General features: G+C 68.6%; 19 protein-coding genes and 1 pseudogene. 7 read left to right on the forward strand and 13 right to left on the reverse strand.

The annotated features are described in order from the left end of the window. The first annotated feature begins 99 nt into the window (after positions 1-99). From ASE28_RS10240 to ASE28_RS10265, 6 genes are read left to right on the forward strand one after another with little or no spacing between them, the layout of a single operon-like run. Positions 100-2,451, forward strand: a complete 2,352-nt coding sequence (locus tag ASE28_RS10240; RefSeq protein ID WP_082608009.1) for a bifunctional salicylyl-CoA 5-hydroxylase/oxidoreductase — start codon at positions 100-102, stop codon at positions 2,449-2,451. A gap of 3 nt (positions 2,452-2,454) precedes the next feature. Beyond that, entirely contained in the window at positions 2,455-2,946 is a 492-nt protein-coding gene (locus ASE28_RS10245) for a MarR family winged helix-turn-helix transcriptional regulator (protein ID WP_057266493.1), read from the forward strand. Beyond that, a complete protein-coding gene (locus tag ASE28_RS10250) occupies positions 2,943-3,797 on the forward strand; it encodes an enoyl-CoA hydratase family protein (protein ID WP_057266494.1) in 855 nt (284 codons plus the stop codon). Before ASE28_RS10245 ends, ASE28_RS10250 begins: the two co-directional genes overlap by 4 nt. 3 nt (positions 3,798-3,800) lie before the next feature. Continuing rightward, complete coding sequence (locus ASE28_RS10255) at positions 3,801-5,000, forward strand: acyl-CoA dehydrogenase family protein (protein ID WP_057266495.1); 1,200 nt, start codon at positions 3,801-3,803, stop codon at positions 4,998-5,000. A 27-nt stretch (positions 5,001-5,027) separates the two neighbouring features. Then, positions 5,028-6,692, forward strand: coding sequence for an AMP-binding protein (locus ASE28_RS10260; protein ID WP_057266496.1), 1,665 nt, complete (start codon positions 5,028-5,030; stop codon positions 6,690-6,692). Then, positions 6,689-7,087, forward strand: coding sequence for a RidA family protein (locus ASE28_RS10265; protein WP_057266497.1), 399 nt, complete (start codon positions 6,689-6,691; stop codon positions 7,085-7,087). The genes ASE28_RS10260 and ASE28_RS10265 overlap by 4 nt, the downstream gene beginning before the upstream one ends. 33 nt (positions 7,088-7,120) lie before the next feature. Here ASE28_RS10265 and ASE28_RS10270 read toward each other — a convergent pair whose 3' ends face one another. After that, positions 7,121-8,077 carry an EamA family transporter gene (locus tag ASE28_RS10270; protein WP_057266498.1) on the reverse strand — a complete coding sequence of 319 codons (957 nt, stop codon included), beginning with the start codon at positions 8,075-8,077 and terminating at the stop codon, positions 7,121-7,123. A gap of 70 nt (positions 8,078-8,147) precedes the next feature. Between ASE28_RS10270 and ASE28_RS10275 the strand changes: the two genes are divergently transcribed. Next, the gene (locus tag ASE28_RS10275; RefSeq protein ID WP_218885799.1) at positions 8,148-8,633 is read left to right on the forward strand and encodes an Lrp/AsnC family transcriptional regulator; all 486 of its coding nucleotides are present in this window, start codon (positions 8,148-8,150) and stop codon (positions 8,631-8,633) included. A gap of 1 nt (position 8,634) precedes the next feature. Here ASE28_RS10275 and ASE28_RS10280 read toward each other — a convergent pair whose 3' ends face one another. The 12 genes and pseudogenes from ASE28_RS10280 to phnG form a co-directional block, all read right to left on the reverse strand. Continuing rightward, complete coding sequence (locus ASE28_RS10280) at positions 8,635-9,189, reverse strand: phosphonate degradation HD-domain oxygenase (protein ID WP_057266499.1); 555 nt, start codon at positions 9,187-9,189, stop codon at positions 8,635-8,637. 8 nt (positions 9,190-9,197) lie between these two features. Then, a complete protein-coding gene (gene phnE, locus ASE28_RS10285) occupies positions 9,198-10,004 on the reverse strand; it encodes a phosphonate ABC transporter, permease protein PhnE (RefSeq protein ID WP_057266500.1) in 807 nt (268 codons plus the stop codon). Between the two features lie 37 nt (positions 10,005-10,041). Then, positions 10,042-10,994 (reverse strand): annotated as a pseudogene (phnD, locus tag ASE28_RS10290) (phosphonate ABC transporter substrate-binding protein). 57 nt (positions 10,995-11,051) lie between these two features. Beyond that, the gene (gene phnC, locus ASE28_RS10295) at positions 11,052-11,915 is read right to left on the reverse strand and encodes a phosphonate ABC transporter ATP-binding protein (protein ID WP_057200223.1); all 864 of its coding nucleotides are present in this window, start codon (positions 11,913-11,915) and stop codon (positions 11,052-11,054) included. 92 nt (positions 11,916-12,007) lie between these two features. Next, positions 12,008-13,165: an alpha-D-ribose 1-methylphosphonate 5-triphosphate diphosphatase gene (locus ASE28_RS10300; RefSeq protein WP_057266501.1), complete on the reverse strand. Its 1,158-nt coding sequence runs from the start codon at positions 13,163-13,165 to the stop codon at positions 12,008-12,010. After that, the gene (gene phnL / locus ASE28_RS10305) at positions 13,162-13,893 is read right to left on the reverse strand and encodes a phosphonate C-P lyase system protein PhnL (protein ID WP_057199863.1); all 732 of its coding nucleotides are present in this window, start codon (positions 13,891-13,893) and stop codon (positions 13,162-13,164) included. The genes ASE28_RS10300 and phnL overlap by 4 nt, the downstream gene beginning before the upstream one ends. After that, complete coding sequence (gene phnK, locus ASE28_RS10310) at positions 13,890-14,681, reverse strand: phosphonate C-P lyase system protein PhnK (protein ID WP_057199862.1); 792 nt, start codon at positions 14,679-14,681, stop codon at positions 13,890-13,892. Before phnK ends, phnL begins: the two co-directional genes overlap by 4 nt. Position 14,682: 1 nt before the next feature. After that, entirely contained in the window at positions 14,683-15,141 is a 459-nt protein-coding gene (locus ASE28_RS10315; protein ID WP_057199861.1) for a GNAT family N-acetyltransferase, read from the reverse strand. Continuing rightward, positions 15,138-16,055, reverse strand: coding sequence for an alpha-D-ribose 1-methylphosphonate 5-phosphate C-P-lyase PhnJ (locus ASE28_RS10320; protein WP_057199860.1), 918 nt, complete (start codon positions 16,053-16,055; stop codon positions 15,138-15,140). The genes ASE28_RS10315 and ASE28_RS10320 overlap by 4 nt, the downstream gene beginning before the upstream one ends. Then, positions 16,052-17,167: a carbon-phosphorus lyase complex subunit PhnI gene (locus tag ASE28_RS10325; RefSeq protein WP_057266502.1), complete on the reverse strand. Its 1,116-nt coding sequence runs from the start codon at positions 17,165-17,167 to the stop codon at positions 16,052-16,054. Before ASE28_RS10325 ends, ASE28_RS10320 begins: the two co-directional genes overlap by 4 nt. 5 nt (positions 17,168-17,172) lie before the next feature. Beyond that, positions 17,173-17,811 (reverse strand): phosphonate C-P lyase system protein PhnH, encoded by a 639-nt coding sequence (gene phnH / locus ASE28_RS10330; RefSeq protein ID WP_057266503.1) that lies wholly within the window; start codon positions 17,809-17,811, stop codon positions 17,173-17,175. Next, positions 17,808-18,329 carry a phosphonate C-P lyase system protein PhnG gene (gene phnG / locus ASE28_RS10335; protein ID WP_057266504.1) on the reverse strand — a complete coding sequence of 174 codons (522 nt, stop codon included), beginning with the start codon at positions 18,327-18,329 and terminating at the stop codon, positions 17,808-17,810. Before phnG ends, phnH begins: the two co-directional genes overlap by 4 nt. Positions 18,330-18,333: the final 4 nt, after the last annotated feature.

Consider the following 18,333-nt stretch of genomic DNA (forward strand, 5'->3'; position numbering starts at 1 on the left):
CAGTGCGTCAACACCCCATTTGGATCGCAAAGGTCGCCCAAACGCTTTTTCGGGATGGCCCCATTGACAGTATTTTGTTTAAGCCTAAACTATTTTCCCATGAACATCCTTTGCATTGGCGGCGGCCCCGCAGGTCTGTATTTCGCCCTGCTCATGAAACAGCAGAACCCGGCGCACCGCGTGACGGTGCTGGAGCGCAACCGCCCGTTCGACACCTTTGGCTGGGGCGTGGTGCTCTCGGACCAGACGCTGGCCAACCTGCAGGCGGCCGATGCCGCCACGGCGCGCCAGATCGGCGATGCGTTCAACCACTGGGACGACATCGAGGTGTTCTTCAAAGGCCGCAGCGTGCGCTCGGGCGGGCACGGGTTCTGCGGCATCGGACGCAAGCGGCTGCTCAACATCCTGCAGGAGCGCTGCATCGCGGTGGGGGTGGAACTGGTGTTCGAAGCCGACGTGCAGGACGACCAGGAAGCCGCCGCGAAGTACAACGCCGACCTGGTGATCGCCAGCGACGGCCTGAACAGCCGCATCCGCACGCGCTACACCACCACCTACCAGCCCGATATCGACCTGCGCCAGTGCCGTTTCGTCTGGCTGGGCACGCACAAGAAGTTCGACGCTTTTACCTTTGCTTTCGAGCAGACGGAGCATGGCTGGTTCCAGGCCCATGCCTACCAGTTCGATGCCGACACCTCCACCTTCATCGTGGAAACGCCTGAGGAGGTGTGGAAGGCCCACGGCCTCGACCAGATGGAGCAGCCCGAGGCCATCGCCTTTTGCGAGCGCCTGTTCGGCAAGTACCTGGACGGCAATGCCCTCATCAGCAACGCCACGCACCTGCGCGGTTCGGCCAACTGGATCCGCTTTCCACGCGTGATCTGCAGCACCTGGGTGCACCGCGAGGCCATCGGTGGCAAGCAGGTGCCCATCGTGCTGATGGGCGATGCGGCGCACACGGCGCATTTCTCGATCGGCAGCGGCACCAAGCTGGCGCTCGAAGATGCCATCGACCTGGCCAACGAGTTCGCCACCGGCCTGCCCATCGACGAGGTGCTGCAGCACTACGAGGCCCGCCGCAGCGTGGAGGTGCTCAAGATCCAGAACGCGGCGCGCAACTCCACCGAATGGTTCGAGAACGTGACGCGCTACACCGGCATGGAGGTGGAGCAGTTTGCCTACTCGCTGCTCACGCGCAGCCAGCGCATCAGCCACGAAAACCTGCGCCTGCGCGATGCGCAGTGGCTGGAAGGGTACGAGGGCTGGCTGGCGGGCGGCAAGACCGCCGTGCCGCCCATGCTGACACCGTTCAAATTGCGGGATCTCACGCTCAAGAACCGCATCGTCGTCTCGCCCATGGCCACCTACAGCGCGGTCGATGGCGTGCCGCAGGACTTCTTGCTGGTGCACCTGGGCGCGCGCGCCCTGGGCGGCGCGGCGATGGTGATGGTGGAGATGACCAGCCCCACGCCCGAAGGCCGCATCACCCCCGGCTGCACGGGCCTATGGAACGACGCGCAGCAGGCTGCGTTCGCGCGTATCGTGCAGTTCGTGCATGGCAGCAGCAGCGCCAAAATCGGCATGCAGCTGGGCCACAGCGGCCCCAAGGGCTCCACCCGCGTGGGTTGGGAGGGCACGGACGAGCCGCTCGAACAAGGCAACTGGTCCCTGCTGGCCGCCAGCCCCCTGGCCTATGGCGACCAGAACCAGACCCCCACGGCGATGACGCGCGCGGCCATGGATGCGATGACCGCAGCCTTCACCGACAGCGCGCGCCGCGCCGCTGCCTGCGGGTTCGACTGGCTGGAGCTGCACTGCGCGCATGGCTACCTGCTGGCCAGCTTCATCAGCCCCATCACCAACCAGCGCAGCGACGACTACGGCGGCAGCCTGGCCAACCGCTGCCGCTATCCGCTGGAGGTGTTCACCGCGCTGCGCGCCGTGTGGCCGGTGGACAAGCCCATGAGCGTGCGCATCTCGGCCCACGACTGGGCACCCGGCGGCACCACGCCCGACGACGCGGTGGAGATCGCGCGCCTGTTCAAGGCCGCGGGCTGCGACCTGATCGACGTGTCTTCCGGCCAGACCACGCGCAGCGCCAAGCCGGTCTACGGGCGCATGTACCAGACACCGTTTGCCGACCGCATCCGCAACGAGGTGGGCATCGCCACCATGGCCGTGGGCGCCATCACGGAGGCCGACCACGCCAACAGCATCATCGCCGCCGGCCGCGCCGACCTGTGCGCCATTGCCCGCCCGCACCTGGCCGACCCGGCCTGGACGCTGCACGCCGCGGCCCAGTTGAGCCCCGTGGCCGCAGCCCACACCGACTGGCCCGTGCAGTACCAGAGCGGCCGCGACCAGATGCTGCGCGAGATCGGCAAGCAAAAGCAGCTGCAGGCCGCGCTGGAAGCGCAGCAAAAGCGCGGTTCCAACGAGGAAGAGGGCTAGGCCATGGACCTCGAAGCCCGATTGCACGGCGCCGCGCCGAGCGAGCACCCGGAGGCCCTGCGCCTGTGGCTGCGCATGCTGACCTGCACGCAACTGATCGAAAAGCAGGTGCGCGCCGGCCTGCGCGCCCAGTTCGACACCACGCTGCCGCGCTTCGACCTGATGGCGCAGCTCGAGCGCGCGCCCGACGGCCTGAAGATGAAGGACCTGTCGCGCCGCATGATGGTGACCAGCGGCAACGTCACCGGCATCACCGACCAGCTCGTGGCCGAGGGCCTGGTGGAGCGCGTGGACGTGGAGGGCGACCGCCGCGCCTACTGCGTGCGCCTGACGCCCCACGGCCGCCAGCAGTTCAACGACATGGCCCGCCAGCACGAGCAGTGGATCGTCGAGGCCTTTGCCGCTTTGGCCGAGCGCGACATCGCCACCCTGCACCGCTTGCTGGGCAAGGTCAAGGAACACACCCAACAACACCCTGTGGAGACAGAGCAATGAAGCACAACATCAGCGCGGCCAACCCCATGCGCGCACAGTTCGAACCCAAGGCCCCTTACGCAGCCCAGCATTTCGCCTGGAGCTTTGCCGATGGCGTGGGCACCGTCACGCTGAACCGACCCGAGCGCAAGAACCCGCTCACCTTCCAGAGCTATGCGGAGCTGCGCGACTTCTTCTACGCGCTGCGCTTTGCCACCGACGTGAAGTGCGTGGTGGTCACCGGCGCGGGCGGCAATTTCTGCTCGGGCGGCGACGTGCACGAGATCATCGGCCCGCTGACCACGATGACCATGCCCGAGCTGCTGGAGTTCACGCGCATGACGGGTGACCTGGTCAAGGCCATGCGCGCCTGCCCGCAGCCCATCCTGGGGGCCATCGACGGCATCTGCGCTGGTGCGGGCGCCATGATGGCGCTGGCCTGCGACATGCGCTACGGCACGGCAGCGGCCAAGACGGCATTTCTCTTCACCCGCGTGGGCCTGGCCGGCGCCGACATGGGCGCCTGTGCATTGTTGCCGCGCCTCATCGGCCAGGGCCGCGCCTCGGAGCTGCTGTTCACCGGCCGCGCGATGACGGCGCAGGAAGGCCTGGCCTGGGGCTTCTTCAACGACCTGTACGACGCGGCCGACCTGCTGCAAGAGGTGCACGAGACCGCTCGCTCGCTGGCCAGCGGCCCGACCTTTGCCCATGGCATGACCAAGACCATGCTGGCCCAGGAATGGGCCATGACCATCGACCAGGCCATCGAGGCCGAGGCCCAGGCCCAGGCCATCTGCATGCAGACGCAGGACTTCCGCCGCGCCTACGAGGCCTTTGCGGCCAAGCAGAAACCCGTGTTCGAGGGGGATTGAGCCATGCACATTGCCACCCCACCGGCGCCCTGCGCGCCCTCCACTGCCCACCTGGCCCTGCCCTTCTTCGACGACGCACACCGCGCGCTGGCGCGCGGCCTGGTGCCCTGGGCCGCCGCACAGGACGTGGACGAAACCGACGACCGCGCCGCTTGCCGTGACTGGGTCCAGCGCCTGGGCGCAGGCGGCTGGCTGCGCTACTGCGTGCCCGCAGCGCACGGCGGCGCCCTGCCTGCGCTGGACTCGCGCGCGCTGGTGCTGCTGCGCGAAACCCTGGCCTACCACTCGCCGCTGGCGGACTTTGCGTTTGCCATGCAGGGCCTGGGCAGCGGCGCCATCACCCTGGCCGGCAGCGCCGCGCAGCAGGCGCACTACCTGCAGGGTGTGGCCAGCGGCCAGCTGATCGCGGCCTTTGCGCTGAGCGAGCCCGAGGCCGGATCGGATGTGGGCGCCATGCGCACCACGGCGCTGCCGGCATCCGGTGGCGCCTACGCCGTCAACGGCAGCAAGACCTGGATCAGCAACGGCGGCATCGCCGACTTCTACTGCGTTTTCGCCAAGACTGAGCCGGACGGCGGCACGCGCGGCATCAGCGCCTTCATCGTCGATGCCACGGCCAAAGGCCTCGACACGTCGCAGCACATCCACGTGATGGCCCCGCATCCGCTGGCCACGCTGGTCTTCTCGGACTGCCAGGTGCCCGCCACGGCCCTGCTGGGCGAGCTGAACGGCGGCTTCAAGTTGGCCATGCGCACGCTGGACATCTTCCGCGCGTCCGTAGCCGCTGCGGCCCTGGGCATGGCACGCCGGGCACTGGCCGAGGCCGTGCACCATGCGCGCCAGCGCAAGATGTTCGGTCAGACGCTGGCGGACTTCCAGCTCACGCAGGCACGCATCGGCGAGATGGCGGCGCTGGTGGACAGCGCCGCGTTGCTGACCTACCGCGCCGCCTGGCTGCGCGACGAGGGCGAAAAGCACGGCGGTACGCGTGTCACCGCCGAGGCGGCCATGGCGAAGATGACCGCCACCGAGAACGCCCAGCGCGTGATCGACATGGCGCTGCAGCTGCACGGCGGGCGCGGTGTGGAGGTGGGCAGCAAGGTGGAAAGCCTGTACCGCGACATCCGCTCGCTGCGCATCTACGAAGGCGCGACCGAGGTGCAGCAGCTCATCATCGGCAAGGCCGCCCTGCAGGCATCCTGACCCGCAGCCACAAGGAAGGATCCCCCCATGGCCCACCCCAGCGCCCAGCCCGACCAGTTCGTGCACGACCGCCTGCCCACACGCGAGGCCCTGCCCACGTTCAACTACGACACACCCGAGCTGCAGATCGCCGACCAGGCCAACCTGGTGCAGGCCCTGTTCGAGCAGGCCGAGCGCGCCGGCCATGGCGACCGCCCCCTGCTGCGCGGCCCGCACCGCAGCTACAGCTACCGAGAGGCGCGCGCCGAGGCCGCGCGCATTGCGGAGCTGCTGACGAAAGAGCATGGCCTGGTGCCCGGCAACCGCGTGCTGCTGCGTGGCGGCAACACGGTGGAGATGGCGCTGGCCTGGCTGGGCGTGGTGCACGCCGGGCTGGTGGCGGTGGCCACCATGCCGCTGCTGCGCGCGGTGGAGCTGGGCAGCATCATCGAGCGGGCCCAGCCCACGCTGGCGCTGTGCGACGGCCGGCTGCTGGCCGAGCTGCAGGCGGCCCAGGCCGAGCACCCGGTGCTGGCCACCACCATTGCCTTCCACACCGCGCCCGATGCGGGCGACCTGCTCACACGCGCGCAGGCCATGTGGGGTACCCAGCCGGCCTGCCCGACCTCGGCCGACGACGTGGCCCTGATGGCCTTCACCTCGGGCACCACGGGCGCGCCCAAGGCGGCCGTGCACACGCACCGCGACGTGCTGGCCGCCTGCGAGGCCTGGCCGCGCCATGTGCTGCGCGCCCGGCCCGACGACATCGTGGCCGGCTCGCCGCCGCTGGCCTTCACCTTTGGCCTCGGCGGACTGCTGCTGTTCCCCATGTGGGCAGGCGCCAGCATCTACTTCCCCGACCAGCCCTACACGCCCGAGACCATGGTGCGCCTGATGAACGACGCCGGCGTGACCATTTGCTACACCGCACCCACCTTCTACCGGCAGATGGCGCCGTTCGCGCGCCAGCTGGGCCTGCCCACGCTGCGCACCAGCGTGAGCGCGGGGGAGGCCCTGCCCGACGCCACCCGCCAGCTGTGGAAGGAGGCCACGGGCATCGACATGACCGACGGCATCGGCGCCACGGAGATGTTCCACATCTTCATCTCGGCCGCGGGCGGCGAGAGCCGTGCCGGTGCCATCGGCAAGGTGGTGCCGGGCTACCAGGCCAAGGTGGTCGACGGCCAGGGCAAGGAACTGCCGCGCGGCACGGTGGGCAAGCTCGCCGTGGTCGGCCCCACGGGCTGCCGCTACCTCGACGACCCGCGCCAGGCCAAGTACGTGAAGAACGGCTGGAACTACCCGGGCGACGCCTTCGTGCAGGACGCGGACGGCTACTTCTTCTACCAAGCACGCGATGACGACATGATCATCACCGCGGGCTACAACGTCGGCGGCCCCGAGGTGGAAGACGCCCTGCTGCGCCACCCGGCCGTGGCCGAATGCGCGGTGATCGGCGTGCCCGACGAAGAGCGCGGCATGGTGGTCAAGGCCTACTGCGTGCTCAAGCCCGGCCACACAGGCGATGCGGCCATGGCCAAGGCACTGCAGGACCATGTGAAGGCCACCATCGCCCCCTTCAAATACCCGCGCCTGGTGGAATTCGCCACCACACTGCCGCGCACCGAGACGGGCAAACTCCAGCGCTTTCGGCTGCGCCAGCGCGAAGCCGCTGCGGCCGCTGCCAACCCCCCATCGAACACGACACCATGAACACCCACTTGCAACCCCCCGGCTGGGTCACGCCCAAGGGCTACGCCAACGGCGTGGCCGCGCGCGGCACGATGATCTTCACCGGCGGCCAGATCGGCTGGAATGCACAGCAGCAGTTCGAGAGCGATGACTTCATCGCCCAGACGCGCCAGACCCTGCTCAACGTGCGCGCCGTGCTCGAAGCCGGCGGCGCCGGCCCCGAGCACCTGGTGCGCCTGACCTGGTACGTGGTGGACCGCAACGAGTACAACGCCCGCCTCAAGGAACTGGGCGTGGTCTACCGCGAGGTGCTGGGCAAGAACTTCCCAGCCATGGCCTGCGTACAGGTGGCCGGCCTGATGGAAGAGCGCGCCAAGATCGAGATCGAAGCGACCGCCGTAGTGCCCGACGCATGACCGCTCAGGGCGTATAGGGCCTGTCAACAAGCCCTATCCCGCCTGGCCTGCGCCGCTTTCCAGCGCGGCTGGCGCACGGCGCTCCCAACGTTCCATGAGCGCCTTGCCGTAGAGGATGAACACCAGCGCTGCACCGATCAGCGGCAGCGCGGCATACACCCAGCCCGTGAGCAGTTCGCCGCCCAGCGCCACACCCACCAGCAGGGCCACAGCCGGGTTCACGAACGAATAGCTGCCGGCCAGCGCAGCCGAAGTGTTCTGCAGCAGCCACAGGTAGGCGTTGAGCGCCACCAGCGTGCCGAAGAACAGCAGGTACACCCAGGCCGCCCAGGACTTGGCACTGACCTGGCCGAGTGCACTGACCGGCTCGAAGCACAGCGCCACCACCAGGCCCATGGCGCCGCCCGTGAACCATTGCGCGGCCGAGGCCATGGCGGGTGCAGGCAAGGACAGCCGGCGCGAAGCGTAGGAGCCGATGCTCCAGCACAGCGGCGCGCCAAAGGCCAGCAGCGCACCCAGCCAGGTGGCCGAGAAGTCGCCCTCCATCGCCAGCAGCAGCGCCCCCACCACGCCCAGCCCCAGCCCGATCCAGCTGGTCGCGGGCACGCGCTCACCGCCCCAGCGCGACCACAGCGCCAGCCACATGGGCATGGTGGTGACCACCGTGGCCATCAGGCCCGAGCCGATGCCCATCTTCTGCGCAAAGCCCATGAGGTTCATCGCCAGGAACGCCATGCAGCCGCCGACGACGGCCGAGTTGCGCCACTGCACGGCCGTGGGCAGGGCATGGCCCTGCCACAGCGCCACCGCCAGCATGATGGCGCCCGCACAGAGGAAGCGGATGGCGTTCATCAGCAGCGGCGGCATGGTCTGCACGGCGATGCCGATGGCGAAATAGGTGGTGCCCCAGACCACGTAGACCAGCAACAGGGCGATGGCGATAGCCCACACACGGTGCTTGCCTGCTTGCGCATTGAAAAATGTCGGCATATTCTTCACCTGACCGGAAAATTTATGGAAATCACAGGGATTTCGGAATTTTTACCAAATTCACGCGCTTATGCAAGCAAATATTCAGACAGATGAGATAGACACCAGAATTATTTCTGCCTTGGGCACCGATGGCCGACGTTCATACGCCGACGTCGGGGCCGAAGTGGGACTGTCGACGGCTGCCGTGCATGAGCGGGTGAAGAAGATGCTGGACAAGGGCGTGATCCGCCGTTTCTCGATCAGCGTGGACCATGAGCGCGTGGGGCTGAACTTCACGGCCTTCGTCGCCATCCGCAACGATGGCGGCATCCACTGCCGCGACGTGGCGCCGCGCCTGCGCGCCATGCCCCAGGTGGAAGAGCTGCACAGCGTGGCCGGCGAGTACGACTTCCTGGCCAAGATCCGCACCACGCATGCACGTGCGCTGGAAGACGTGATCTACGAGATCAAGGCCATTGCGGGCGTGGCCCGCACCACCAGCACCGTGGTGCTGAACACCGAGTTCGAGGACCGGCCGCTGGACCTGAAATGGATGAACGACAAGGCTGCTTGAATCAGCCGGCCGCCACCTGCTCCATCAGCGCCAGGTAGTGCGGCAGCGGCGGCGTGGCGCGGCCGGGCACCTTGGCCAGGTCGTCGTAGCGGCGCAGCCGGATGGCCTCCTGCGCAAAGGCCTGCTCGGCAAACCGGGCACACTCGACCAGGCCGTAGGCGCCGCCCTGCAGCTCCAGGCTGTGCTGCGACGCAGGCGAGAGCGCGGCCCAGTAGTCGGCGTCCACCGCGCACAGGTAGCGCTTGGCATCGACGTGCATGCGGATGGGCTCCAGCACTGCATCCGGCAGCACGCCGCGCAGGAACGGCAGGGCCACGTACTGGTGCAGGTCGTCGTGGCGCGGTGCACGGGCCTCGTGCTCTGCTGCGGCGGGGGCCAGCAGGTGGCCCAGGTCGTGCAACAGGGCCGCGACGACGGTGGCGGGGGTCTCGCCGGCCTCCTCGGCCAGGTGGGCGCATTGCAGCGCGTGGTCGAGCTGGCTCACGGCCTCGCGGCCATACTGCTTCTGGCCGCGCTCGGTGAGCAGCAGGGCGATGTCGTGCTGGGTCAATGCCATGGGAAGCCTCAGATCATGGTCTTGCGGATGCGCGCCGACACCAGGTCGATCAGGCTCACGGTGACCACGATGATGAGCATCACCGCGCAGGTCTCGGCGTACTGGAAGCCGCGGATGATCTCCCACAACACCACGCCGATGCCACCCGCCCCCACCATGCCCACCACCGAGGCAGAGCGCACGTTGGCCTCGAAGCGGTAGAGGGTGTAGGAGATCCACAGCGGGATCACCTGGGGGATCACGCCGTAGATGATCTCGTGCAGGGCGCTCGCCCCCGTGGAGCGGATGCCTTCCACGGGCTGCGGGTCGATGGCCTCCACGGCCTCGGAGAACAGCTTGGCCAGCGTGCCGGTGGTGTGGATCCACAGCGCCAGCACGCCGGCGAACGGGCCCAGGCCCACGGCCACCACGAAGAGCATGGCGAACACCATCTCGTTGATGGCACGGCAGGCGTCGAGCACGCGGCGCACCGGCTGGTTCACCCACCAGGGCGCGATGTTGGACGAGGCCAGCAGCGCCAACGGCACGGCGGTGACCACCGCGAGCGCCGTGCCCCACAGCGCGATCTGCAGGGTGACCAGCATCTCCTGCACGTAGATCTGCCACTGCGAGAAATTGGGCGGAAAGAACTCGGCCGCGTACTGGGCCATGTTACCCGAATCCTTGATGAGATCGAGCGGGCGCATGTCGGCGCCCTTCCAGGATGCGGCCAGCACCACCAGCAGGATGCCCCAGGACAAGTACCAGGCGAGGCTGCGCTTGGGCGCAGTGGTGCTCGCCAGGGTTGCGAGCGAGGGGGTCAGTGCAGAGGACATGGTGGGGGCTGGCCGGATGCGTTACTTGCTTGTTTGCTTACTTCAGGGAGGCCAGTTGCTGGTCGATCTCGGCCAGGCGGGTCTTCTTGTCGCCATCGGCCAGGGTGGCGTCGGCCTCGATCTTGTTGCGCTTGCCAAACAGGTCGAGCTGGCGGATGGGCATGAGCTGCGCATTGGTCGACGGCTTGAAACCCGAGAGCTTGGAGATCTTCATGACGATCTCTTTCTCGCGCGCATCGGTCTTGGCGTAGTTGTAGAAGAAGTCCTTGATCTTGGCCTTGGTGGCTTCGGGCAGGTCCTTGCGCATCACCAGCGGATCAAGCGCGATCAGCGGCGAGGTCCAGACGATCTTGATGTCCTTGAACTTCTCGGGCTGGCGTTCCTTGATCTTCTCGAGGTTTTCGCTGTTGTTGGTGGCCACGTCGACCTGCTTGTTGGCCACGGCCAGGGCATTGGTCTCGTGGTTGGCGCTGCGCGCAATCTTGAAATGGGTCTTGGCGTCGATCTTGTTCTGTGCAAAGGCGTAGTAGCCGGGCACCAGGAAACCCGAGGTGGAGTTGGGATCACCGTTGCCAAAACTCAGCGACTTGCCGTTCTTGAGCACGTCGTCCAGCGTGGCCAGGGGGCTGTCCTGTCCTTGTGCACGATCAGGTGCGAGTAGTAGCCCTGGGTGCCATCGGCATTGACCATCTGCGCAAACACTTCGCCATTGGCGCGGTCCACCGCCTCCATGGCCGACTTGTTGCCCAGCCATGCGACCTGCATCTTGTTGAAGCGCATGGCTTCGATGAGGCCGGCATAGTCGGAGGCGAAGAAGGCATTGATCTTCAGGCCCGTCTGCTTGGCCATGTCGTCCAGCAGGGGCTGCCAGTCGGCCTTGAGGTTTTGCGAGGCTTCGGTCGAGATCATGCCGAAGTTGATGTCCTGGGCGAGGGCGCCCGTGGTCATGCCCAGGGCGAGGGCCAGGGCTGCGCACAGTTTCTTGATCATGGATGGCTCCAGAGAGGTGACAACGGTAGGGAAGAGGGAAGCAAAAGACAGAGAAGTTCAGGCGGCCTGGGCCAGCGGCTGGGCTGCCCAGCCGGAAGCCGGCTGCTGCGCCGGTGCAGGCACCACGGCCAGCGGCAGGCTGGCGCCCAGGATCTCATCGGCCTGCACGCCATAGAGCTCGCGCAGCAGCGCCGGTGTGAGGGCGGCCGAGGGGCCGTCGTAGACCACGCGGCCCTGGTGCAGCGCGACCACGCGGGGGCAGTATTTGATGGCCACGTCCACCTGGTGCAGCGAGACGACGACGGTGCTGCCGTCCTCGCGGTTGATGCGCGCCAGGATGTCCATGACCTTGCGCGAGGATTCGGGGTCGAGCGAGGCGATGGGCTCGTCGGCCAGCACCACCTTGGCGCCCTGCACCAGGGTGCGCGCAATGGCGGCGCGCTGCTGCTGCCCGCCCGAGAGGGTGGAAGCACGCTGCGCGTGGCAGTCGGCAATGCCCACGCGGGCCAGGGCCTCCAGCGCCAGGGCGCGCTCGTGCGGGCGGAACACGCGCAGCCAGCCGCGCCATTTCGGCGTGCGGTGCAGCATGCCCACCAGCACGTTCATCATCACGGGCAGGCGGTCGACCAGGTTGAATTGCTGGAACACGAAGCCCACCTGCGAGCGCACCTTGCGGATGTCGCGGTGGATGCGCCCGCCCTGCTGCACGCAGCGGCCGTCAACCTCGATCAGCGAGTGGCTGTCGCCATCGGCCACCACCAGGCCGGCCACATGGCGCAGCAGCGTGGACTTGCCCGAGCCCGAGGCGCCGATGAGCGCCACCATCTCGCCGGCATGCACCGTGAGGTCGATGTCGCGCAGCGCGTGCTTGCCGTTGGCGAAGTGCTTGTTCAGTTGTTCGATACGCAGGGCGATGGGCATGGCGGATTCCAAGTCGTCTATACAAATGCAGTGTGGAAGGCGGCTGTGACAGTGCTTTGACAGTTGCGGGAAATTTGCATGTCAAGCTACGTTCAGAGCACGCGCTGCCCTTCGCGCCAGACACCGCGCACCACGGCCTGCTGTGAGCCATCGGGCAGCTCGGCCATGTGCACCTGGACCAGGTCGGCGCGCAGGCCGGGCGTGAGATCGCCCCGGTCCTGCATGCCCGACGCGCGTGCCGGGTTGCGCGTGACGGTGGCCACGGCCTCGGGCAGCGTGAGGATGCCGTCGTGCACCAGGCGCATCACGGCGCTCAGCAGGCTGCCGGGCACATAGTCGGACGAGAGGATGTCCAGCAGGCCCTGGCGCGCCAGGTCGGCCGCCGCCACGTTGCCCGAGTGCGAGCCGCCGCGCACCACGTTGGGCCCACCCATCACGGTGAGCAGGCCGCGCTCGCGCGCGGCCTTTGCCGCCGCCAGCGTGGTCGGGAACTCGGACATGCCCGCGCCTTCGGCATGGGCCTGCTCGACGTGCGCCACCGTGGTGTCGTCGTGGCTGGCCAGAGCGATGCCGTGGGTGCGGCAGTAGTCCACGAAGTAGGCACGGTGCGGCTCGGCGTACTGGGCCTGCAGGGTGGTGGCATGCTGCACCTGGCGCTCGAACTTCTCGCTGCTCCAGCCCTTCTTGCCGGTGTAGTAGGTGCGCGCCTGCTCGATGTTCTCCCACTGGCGCTGGCCCGGGGTGTGGTCCATCAGCGAGATCAGCGACAGCCGCGGGTGGCCGTGGAAGGGGCCGAACAGGTCGATGGTGTTGGGCGCGGGCAGCTCGCAGCGCACGTGCAGGTGGTGGTCGGCGCGCAGCAGGTTGCGCTCGGTGCAGGTGTCGATGGTGTCGAGCACGCGGTTCCAGGCGCTGCCGCGCAGGCTGTCCACGTCGGCCTCGCCCACGCCCAGCGCGTCGAGCACGGTGGTGATGCCCGCTGCTGCGATCTCGGCGTCGTGTGCCAGCAGGGCCGGCATCTCGGCCCACTGCACCTTGGGGCGCGGCATCAGGTGGCGCTCGAAGTTGTCGGTGTGCACCTCCACCAGACCGGGCAGCAGGTAGTCGCCCCCGAGGTCGATGCCCTGCAGCGCGGCGGTGCCGCCCGAGGCCAGGGAGTCGATGCGCCCGCCCTGCACCGAGAGCGAGCCCTGCACCACCTCGCCGGGCAGCACCATGCGGGCGTTGTGAAAGACCACGCCAGCGCTCATGCTGCCACCCCGCGGAAGTCACCCACGTTCACGCGGCGCGTGGCGACGGCGGCACCCACGTGCGCGTCGTGGAAGATGCCGACCAGCGCGGCGCCGCGCTCCACTGCCTCCCGGACCAGGGCGATCACCGTGTCGGTGTTGGCCGCATCGAGCGACGCCGTGGGCTCGTCGAGCAGCAGCAGGGGCTTGGGCTTGATCATGTTGCGCGCGATGTTGATGCGCTGCTGCTCGCCGCCCGAGAAGGTGGCGGGCGGCAGGTGCCACAGGCGCTCGGGAATGTTCAGGCGGGTAAGCCACTGGCGCGCGGTCTCGCGCGCGGCTTCCAGTGCGTGGGCGTCGTCGCCCGCATCTTCGGCCAGGGGTTCGGCCACCACGTCGAGCGCGCTCACGCGGGGGATCACGCGCAGGAACTGGCTCACGTAGCCCACGGTGTCGCGGCGCAGTTGCACCAGTGCGCGCGGGCTGGCCTGGGTCACGTCCACCGCCGGGCCGCTGGCGGGCTGCACGGTGATGCTGCCCGCGTTGGCGCGGTAGTTGGCGTAGATCATTTTCAGCAGCGTGCTTTTGCCCATGCCCGAGGGGCCGTCGAGCACCACGCATTCGCCCGCGCCGACGGTCAGGTCCACGTTGCCGAGCACGGGCAGCTCGATGCCGTTCTGGTGGTGCAGGGTGAAGCGCTTGGCCACGCCCTTGAGCTCCAGGATGGGGAGGTTGGTGTTCATCATCATGGTTGCAGTACCGAGGAAACGAGGAGCTGGGTATAGGGGTGCTGCGGGTCGTCGAGCACCTGGTCGGTCAGGCCCGACTCGACCACGCGGCCGCGCTGCATCACCACCATGCGGTGCGCCAGCAGGCGGGCCACAGCCAGGTCATGGGTGACGACGATGGCCGCCAGCTGCATCTGCCGCGTGAGCTGGCGCAGCAGGTCCAGGAGGCGCGCCTGCACCGAGACGTCCAGGCCCGAGGTGGGTTCGTCCATGAACACCAGGCGCGGCTGGGTGACCAGGTTGCGCGCGATCTGCAGGCGCTGGCGCATGCCGCCGGAAAAAGCGCGCGGCGCGTCGTCGATGCGGCTGGCATCGATCTCCACGCGCTGCAGCCACTCGGTGGCGGTGGCGCGCAGGCGGCCATAGTGGCGCTCGCCCAGGCCCATGAGGCGTTCGCCCACATTGGCACCGGCGGACACGTCCATGCGCAGGCCGTCGGCCGCGTTCTGGTGTACGAAGCCCCAGTCGGTGCGGGCCAAGAGGCGCTGCTGCGCCTCGCTCATGCCGAGCACGTCCTGCAGGCTGCCATCGCGGCCCTGGAACTGCACACTGCCCGCATCGGGCCGGCTGCGTGCGGCCACGGCGTTGAGCAGGGTGGACTTGCCCGAGCCGGACTCGCCGACCACGGCCAGCACTTCGCCGGGCCACAGGTCAAACGAGGCGTCCTGCAGCGCCACGCGCTGGCCGTAGCGCTTGCTGATGCCGCGCACGCTGAGCAGGGGGGTGGGGGATGAAAGGGTGGCGTCCATGTCAAGGCTCGATCGAGAAACTGAGGCCGTGCTGCGCAAAGCCCAGGGATTCATAGAAGGCATGCGCATCGGCGCGCTTGCGGTGGGACGACAGGGCCAGCTTGTAGCAACCGGCCTCGCGCGCCTGCTGCACGGCGTGGGCCATCATCTGGCGGCCGATGCCCTGGCCCTTGCGGTCGGCGGCGACCACCACGTCCTCGACCACGGCCGAGGGGGCGCCCCGGTGGGCCAGGTTGTGCATGACCAGCAGCGCGTAGGTGCCGACCACGTCGGCATCGGGTTCGGCGCCTTCGCAGGCCACCCAGAGACGGTAGCTCGGGTAGGCGCGGAACTGGGCAAGCATGGTCTTGGCGTCCGCCAGACTGAGCACCTGCTCGGGGCTGTCCTCGATGCCCTGGTACAGGGCCAGCACTTCGTCCAGGTCGGCCTCGGTGGCCTCGCGCAGGGTCACTGTGCTCATGCGGGCGCCCCTTCGGACACCGTTGCCGCTGCGGCAGCCTGGCGCTCCTGGCAGTAGTCCGAGTCGGAACAGACGTGCATGCGCGTGCCCTGGTCGTCGGTGATGACCTCGTCGAGGAAACTGTCGGTGGCGCCGCACAGGGCGCAGGCGCAGTCCCAGCGCTGCACCTCGAAGGGGTGGTCCTCGAAGCCCAGGCTTTCCACCGGCGTGTAGGGCGGCACGGCGTAGATGCGCTTTTCGCGGCCTGCGCCAAAGAGCTGCAACGCCGGGTTCATGTGCATCTTGGGGTTGTCGAACTTGGGGATCGGCGACGGCGCCATCACGTAGCGGCCGTTGACCAGCACCGGGTAGTCGTACGTGGTGGCGATGTGGCCGTAGCGCGCGATGTCCTCATAGAGCTTGACGTGCATCAGCCCGTACTCGGCCAGGCCGTGCAGGGTGCGCGTCTCGGTCTCGCGCGGCTCCAGGCGCTGCATGGGCTCGGGCACCGGCACCTGGTAGACGAGCACCTGGCCTTCGGCCAGCGGGGTCTCGGGGATGCGGTGGCGCGTCTGGATCAGCGTCGCCTCGGTGGTGCGCGTGGTGGTGGCCACGCCCGTGGTGCGCTCGAAGAAGCGGCGGATGTTGACCGCGTTGACCGTGTCGTCCGAGCCCTGGTCGATGACCTTGAGGCAATCGTCCGGCCCGATGATGGCGGCCGTGACCTGGATGCCGCCCGTGCCCCAGCCATAGGGCAGCGGCATCTCGCGCGAGCCGAAGGGCACCTGGTAGCCGGGGATGGCCACGGCCTTGAGGATGGCCCGGCGGATCATGCGCTTGGTGCGCTCGTCCAGGTAGGCGAAGTTGAAGTGCCCGTCGGTGGGCGCGGCATCGGCGGGCAGGCCCATCAGCGCGGGCTCGTGGGGCGCGTTCATGCGTCGTCTCCCAGGGTGGTTTCTTCGGAGGGGTTGGCCGCCGCAGTGGCGCGCATGCGGCGCACCAGCTCCAGCTCGGACTGGAAGTCCACGTAGTGCGGCAGCTTCAGGTGCTGCACGAAGCCCGAGGCTTCCAGGCTGTCGCTGTGCGAGAGCACGAACTCCTGCATCTGCGCGGGCGACTCCACCGGCTCGCCCAGCTCGTCGGCGCGCAGGGCGCGGTCCACCAGGCTCATGGCCATGGCCTTGCGCTCGCTGTGGCCGAAGGCCAGGCCATAGCCGCGCGTGAACTGCGGCGGCTGGTGCTTGCTGCCCGCGAACTGGTTGACCATCTCGCATTCGGTGATTTCCATATCGCCGATGGAGATGGCAAAGCCCAGCTCTTCAGGGACGATCTCCATCGCCACCGTGCCCAGGCGCAACTCGCCCACGAAGGGGTGCGAGTGCGCATAGCCGCGCTGCGTTGAATACGCCATGGCCAGCAGAAAGCCCTCATCGCCACGCGCCAGGTTCTGCAGCCGCGTGGCGCGGTTGGCCGGAAAGCGCAGCGGCTCGCGCGTGAGGTCGGCGGGGGCCGGGTCGCCCTCGGGGATGGGGCGGGTCTCGATCAGCCCTTCCTGGTTGAGCAGGTCCACCACGCGCGGCGTGGTGGCGGGTGCATCGACCAAGGGCGCGGGAGCTGCGGCAGCGGCCACTGCATCGCCCCGGGCCAGCAGCGTGAAGTCAAGCAGGCGCTGGGTGTAGTCGTAGGTGGGGCCGAGCACCTGGCCGCCGGGCAGGTCCTTGAAGGTGGCGGAGATGCGCCGGGTGAGCACCATGCGCGCGGTGTCCAGCGGCCGGGTGGTGCCCAGGCGCGGCAGCGTGGCACGGTAGGCACGCAGCAAAAAGATGGCTTCGACCAGGTCGCCCGAGGCCTGCTTGATGGCCAGCGCCGCGAGCTCGGGGTCGTACACCGAGCCTTCGGTCATCACCCGGTCCACGGCGAGCTTGAGCTGCGCGCGGATCTGCGCCACCGAGAGTTCGGGCTCGGCAGTATCGCCCCGGCGCTGCTCGGCCAGCAGGCGGTAGCTGTTGAGGATGGCGGTTTCCCCGCCCTTGACGGCAACGTACATGCGCTTCAGGCCTCCACGGTGGATGGTTCGATACAGGTCGTGCGTGGCAGGCCGGCGATGTGGCTGGCCGTGGCCAGCACCACGTCCACCCCGCGCGGGAAGGCGCCGTGGTTGTCGGCCCACTGCGCAGCGAAGTCACCGGGCAGGCCGGCCACGTGCAGGTGCTGCGCGTCGCGGATACCCGGGCCCGTGAGGCGCCAGGCGCCCGCGCCGTGCAGGGCCGGGGCCAGCACCGCCACGTCGATTACGCAGGTGGCGGACTGGTCGGGGTATTCGTCGCTGCCGCACTGCAGGCCGGCCAGGGCGGGCATGGCATCGCCTGCGGCCACCCAGGCAAAGCGCGCCTGTTCGGGTGCATCGACCAGCACGCAGCCGGTATGAAAGCGCAGCCACACGCCGGCCTGGCTGGCCGCCAGCCGGGGCGAAAGCCACAGCGTGCATTCGCTGTCGAGCAGGGCCAGCAGCACAGCGGCCGAGGCCGCGTGCCCGGTGGCGGGCACTTCAGCGTCGTGCACGATGGCGACCGGGGCGCCCGGCTGCGACAGTGCCTGGAGCACGGCGCGGAACACGGCCTGGCTGCCCAGGGCCTCGCTGGAGAAGCCCGCACCCAGGGCGGACAGGGAGGTGGTAGGGTTCGCGCTCATTCCTGGTCCTCGTCGCTGCCGTCGTTGCTGCCGCTTTCGCGGGCCACCGTGAAGAAGTCCACCCGCGTGCTGGCCGTGCGGGCCTGGCGTTCGGACTGCACCTGGGCCAGGTGGCGGCGGATGGGGTCGAGCAGGCTGGCGTCCAGCGCGGCCTGGCGCGCGGGGTCCTGCAGCAGCGCATCGGCCAGGGCGGCCAGTTGCACCTGGCGGTGCGAGCGGCCGAGCACGTAGGCGACACCCACGGTGGGCTCGGCGCCATCGGCTCCATCCACGTCCACGCGCAGTGCGCAGCGGGTGACCGTGACCTCGCCCAGGTTGAAGCGCTCGCCGGTGCCGCCAGCGCGGCCCTGCACCATCATCAGCCCGGTTTCGGGGGCACGCAGCCAGCGGGCGGGCAGTGCGGTGTGGTCGTGCAGCGCGGGCGCCAGAAGGTCGATGGGCGCACGGGCCAGCAGCGCCATCCAGTGCGCCCGCGAGAGCGGGCGGCCCGGGCCCGGGTTGTCAAAGGCTTGAAACATGGAG

It is taken from the genome of Acidovorax sp. Root219 (assembly GCF_001428665.1).
In the GTDB taxonomy this organism is placed as follows: domain Bacteria; phylum Pseudomonadota; class Gammaproteobacteria; order Burkholderiales; family Burkholderiaceae_C; genus Acidovorax.

Bases quoted from the DNA above. Each gene is read 5' to 3' on its own strand.
- ASE28_RS10240 (WP_082608009.1), top strand. From the start codon at position 100: ATGAACATCCTTTGCATTGGCGGCGGCCCCGCAGGTCTGTATTTCGCC.
- ASE28_RS10245 (WP_057266493.1), top strand. From the start codon at position 2,455: ATGGACCTCGAAGCCCGATTGCACGGCGCCGCGCCGAGCGAGCACCCG.
- ASE28_RS10250 (WP_057266494.1), top strand. From the start codon at position 2,943: ATGAAGCACAACATCAGCGCGGCCAACCCCATGCGCGCACAGTTCGAA.
- ASE28_RS10255 (WP_057266495.1), top strand. From the start codon at position 3,801: ATGCACATTGCCACCCCACCGGCGCCCTGCGCGCCCTCCACTGCCCAC.
- ASE28_RS10260 (WP_057266496.1), top strand. From the start codon at position 5,028: ATGGCCCACCCCAGCGCCCAGCCCGACCAGTTCGTGCACGACCGCCTG.
- ASE28_RS10265 (WP_057266497.1), top strand. From the start codon at position 6,689: ATGAACACCCACTTGCAACCCCCCGGCTGGGTCACGCCCAAGGGCTAC.
- ASE28_RS10270 (WP_057266498.1), bottom strand. From the start codon at position 8,077: ATGCCGACATTTTTCAATGCGCAAGCAGGCAAGCACCGTGTGTGGGCT.
- ASE28_RS10275 (WP_218885799.1), top strand. From the start codon at position 8,148: ATGCAAGCAAATATTCAGACAGATGAGATAGACACCAGAATTATTTCT.
- ASE28_RS10280 (WP_057266499.1), bottom strand. From the start codon at position 9,189: ATGGCATTGACCCAGCACGACATCGCCCTGCTGCTCACCGAGCGCGGC.
- phnE (WP_057266500.1), bottom strand. From the start codon at position 10,004: ATGTCCTCTGCACTGACCCCCTCGCTCGCAACCCTGGCGAGCACCACT.
- phnC (WP_057200223.1), bottom strand. From the start codon at position 11,915: ATGCCCATCGCCCTGCGTATCGAACAACTGAACAAGCACTTCGCCAAC.
- ASE28_RS10300 (WP_057266501.1), bottom strand. From the start codon at position 13,165: ATGAGCGCTGGCGTGGTCTTTCACAACGCCCGCATGGTGCTGCCCGGC.
- phnL (WP_057199863.1), bottom strand. From the start codon at position 13,893: ATGATGATGAACACCAACCTCCCCATCCTGGAGCTCAAGGGCGTGGCC.
- phnK (WP_057199862.1), bottom strand. From the start codon at position 14,681: ATGGACGCCACCCTTTCATCCCCCACCCCCCTGCTCAGCGTGCGCGGC.
- ASE28_RS10315 (WP_057199861.1), bottom strand. From the start codon at position 15,141: ATGAGCACAGTGACCCTGCGCGAGGCCACCGAGGCCGACCTGGACGAA.
- ASE28_RS10320 (WP_057199860.1), bottom strand. From the start codon at position 16,055: ATGAACGCGCCCCACGAGCCCGCGCTGATGGGCCTGCCCGCCGATGCC.
- ASE28_RS10325 (WP_057266502.1), bottom strand. From the start codon at position 17,167: ATGTACGTTGCCGTCAAGGGCGGGGAAACCGCCATCCTCAACAGCTAC.
- phnH (WP_057266503.1), bottom strand. From the start codon at position 17,811: ATGAGCGCGAACCCTACCACCTCCCTGTCCGCCCTGGGTGCGGGCTTC.
- phnG (WP_057266504.1), bottom strand. From the start codon at position 18,329: ATGTTTCAAGCCTTTGACAACCCGGGCCCGGGCCGCCCGCTCTCGCGG.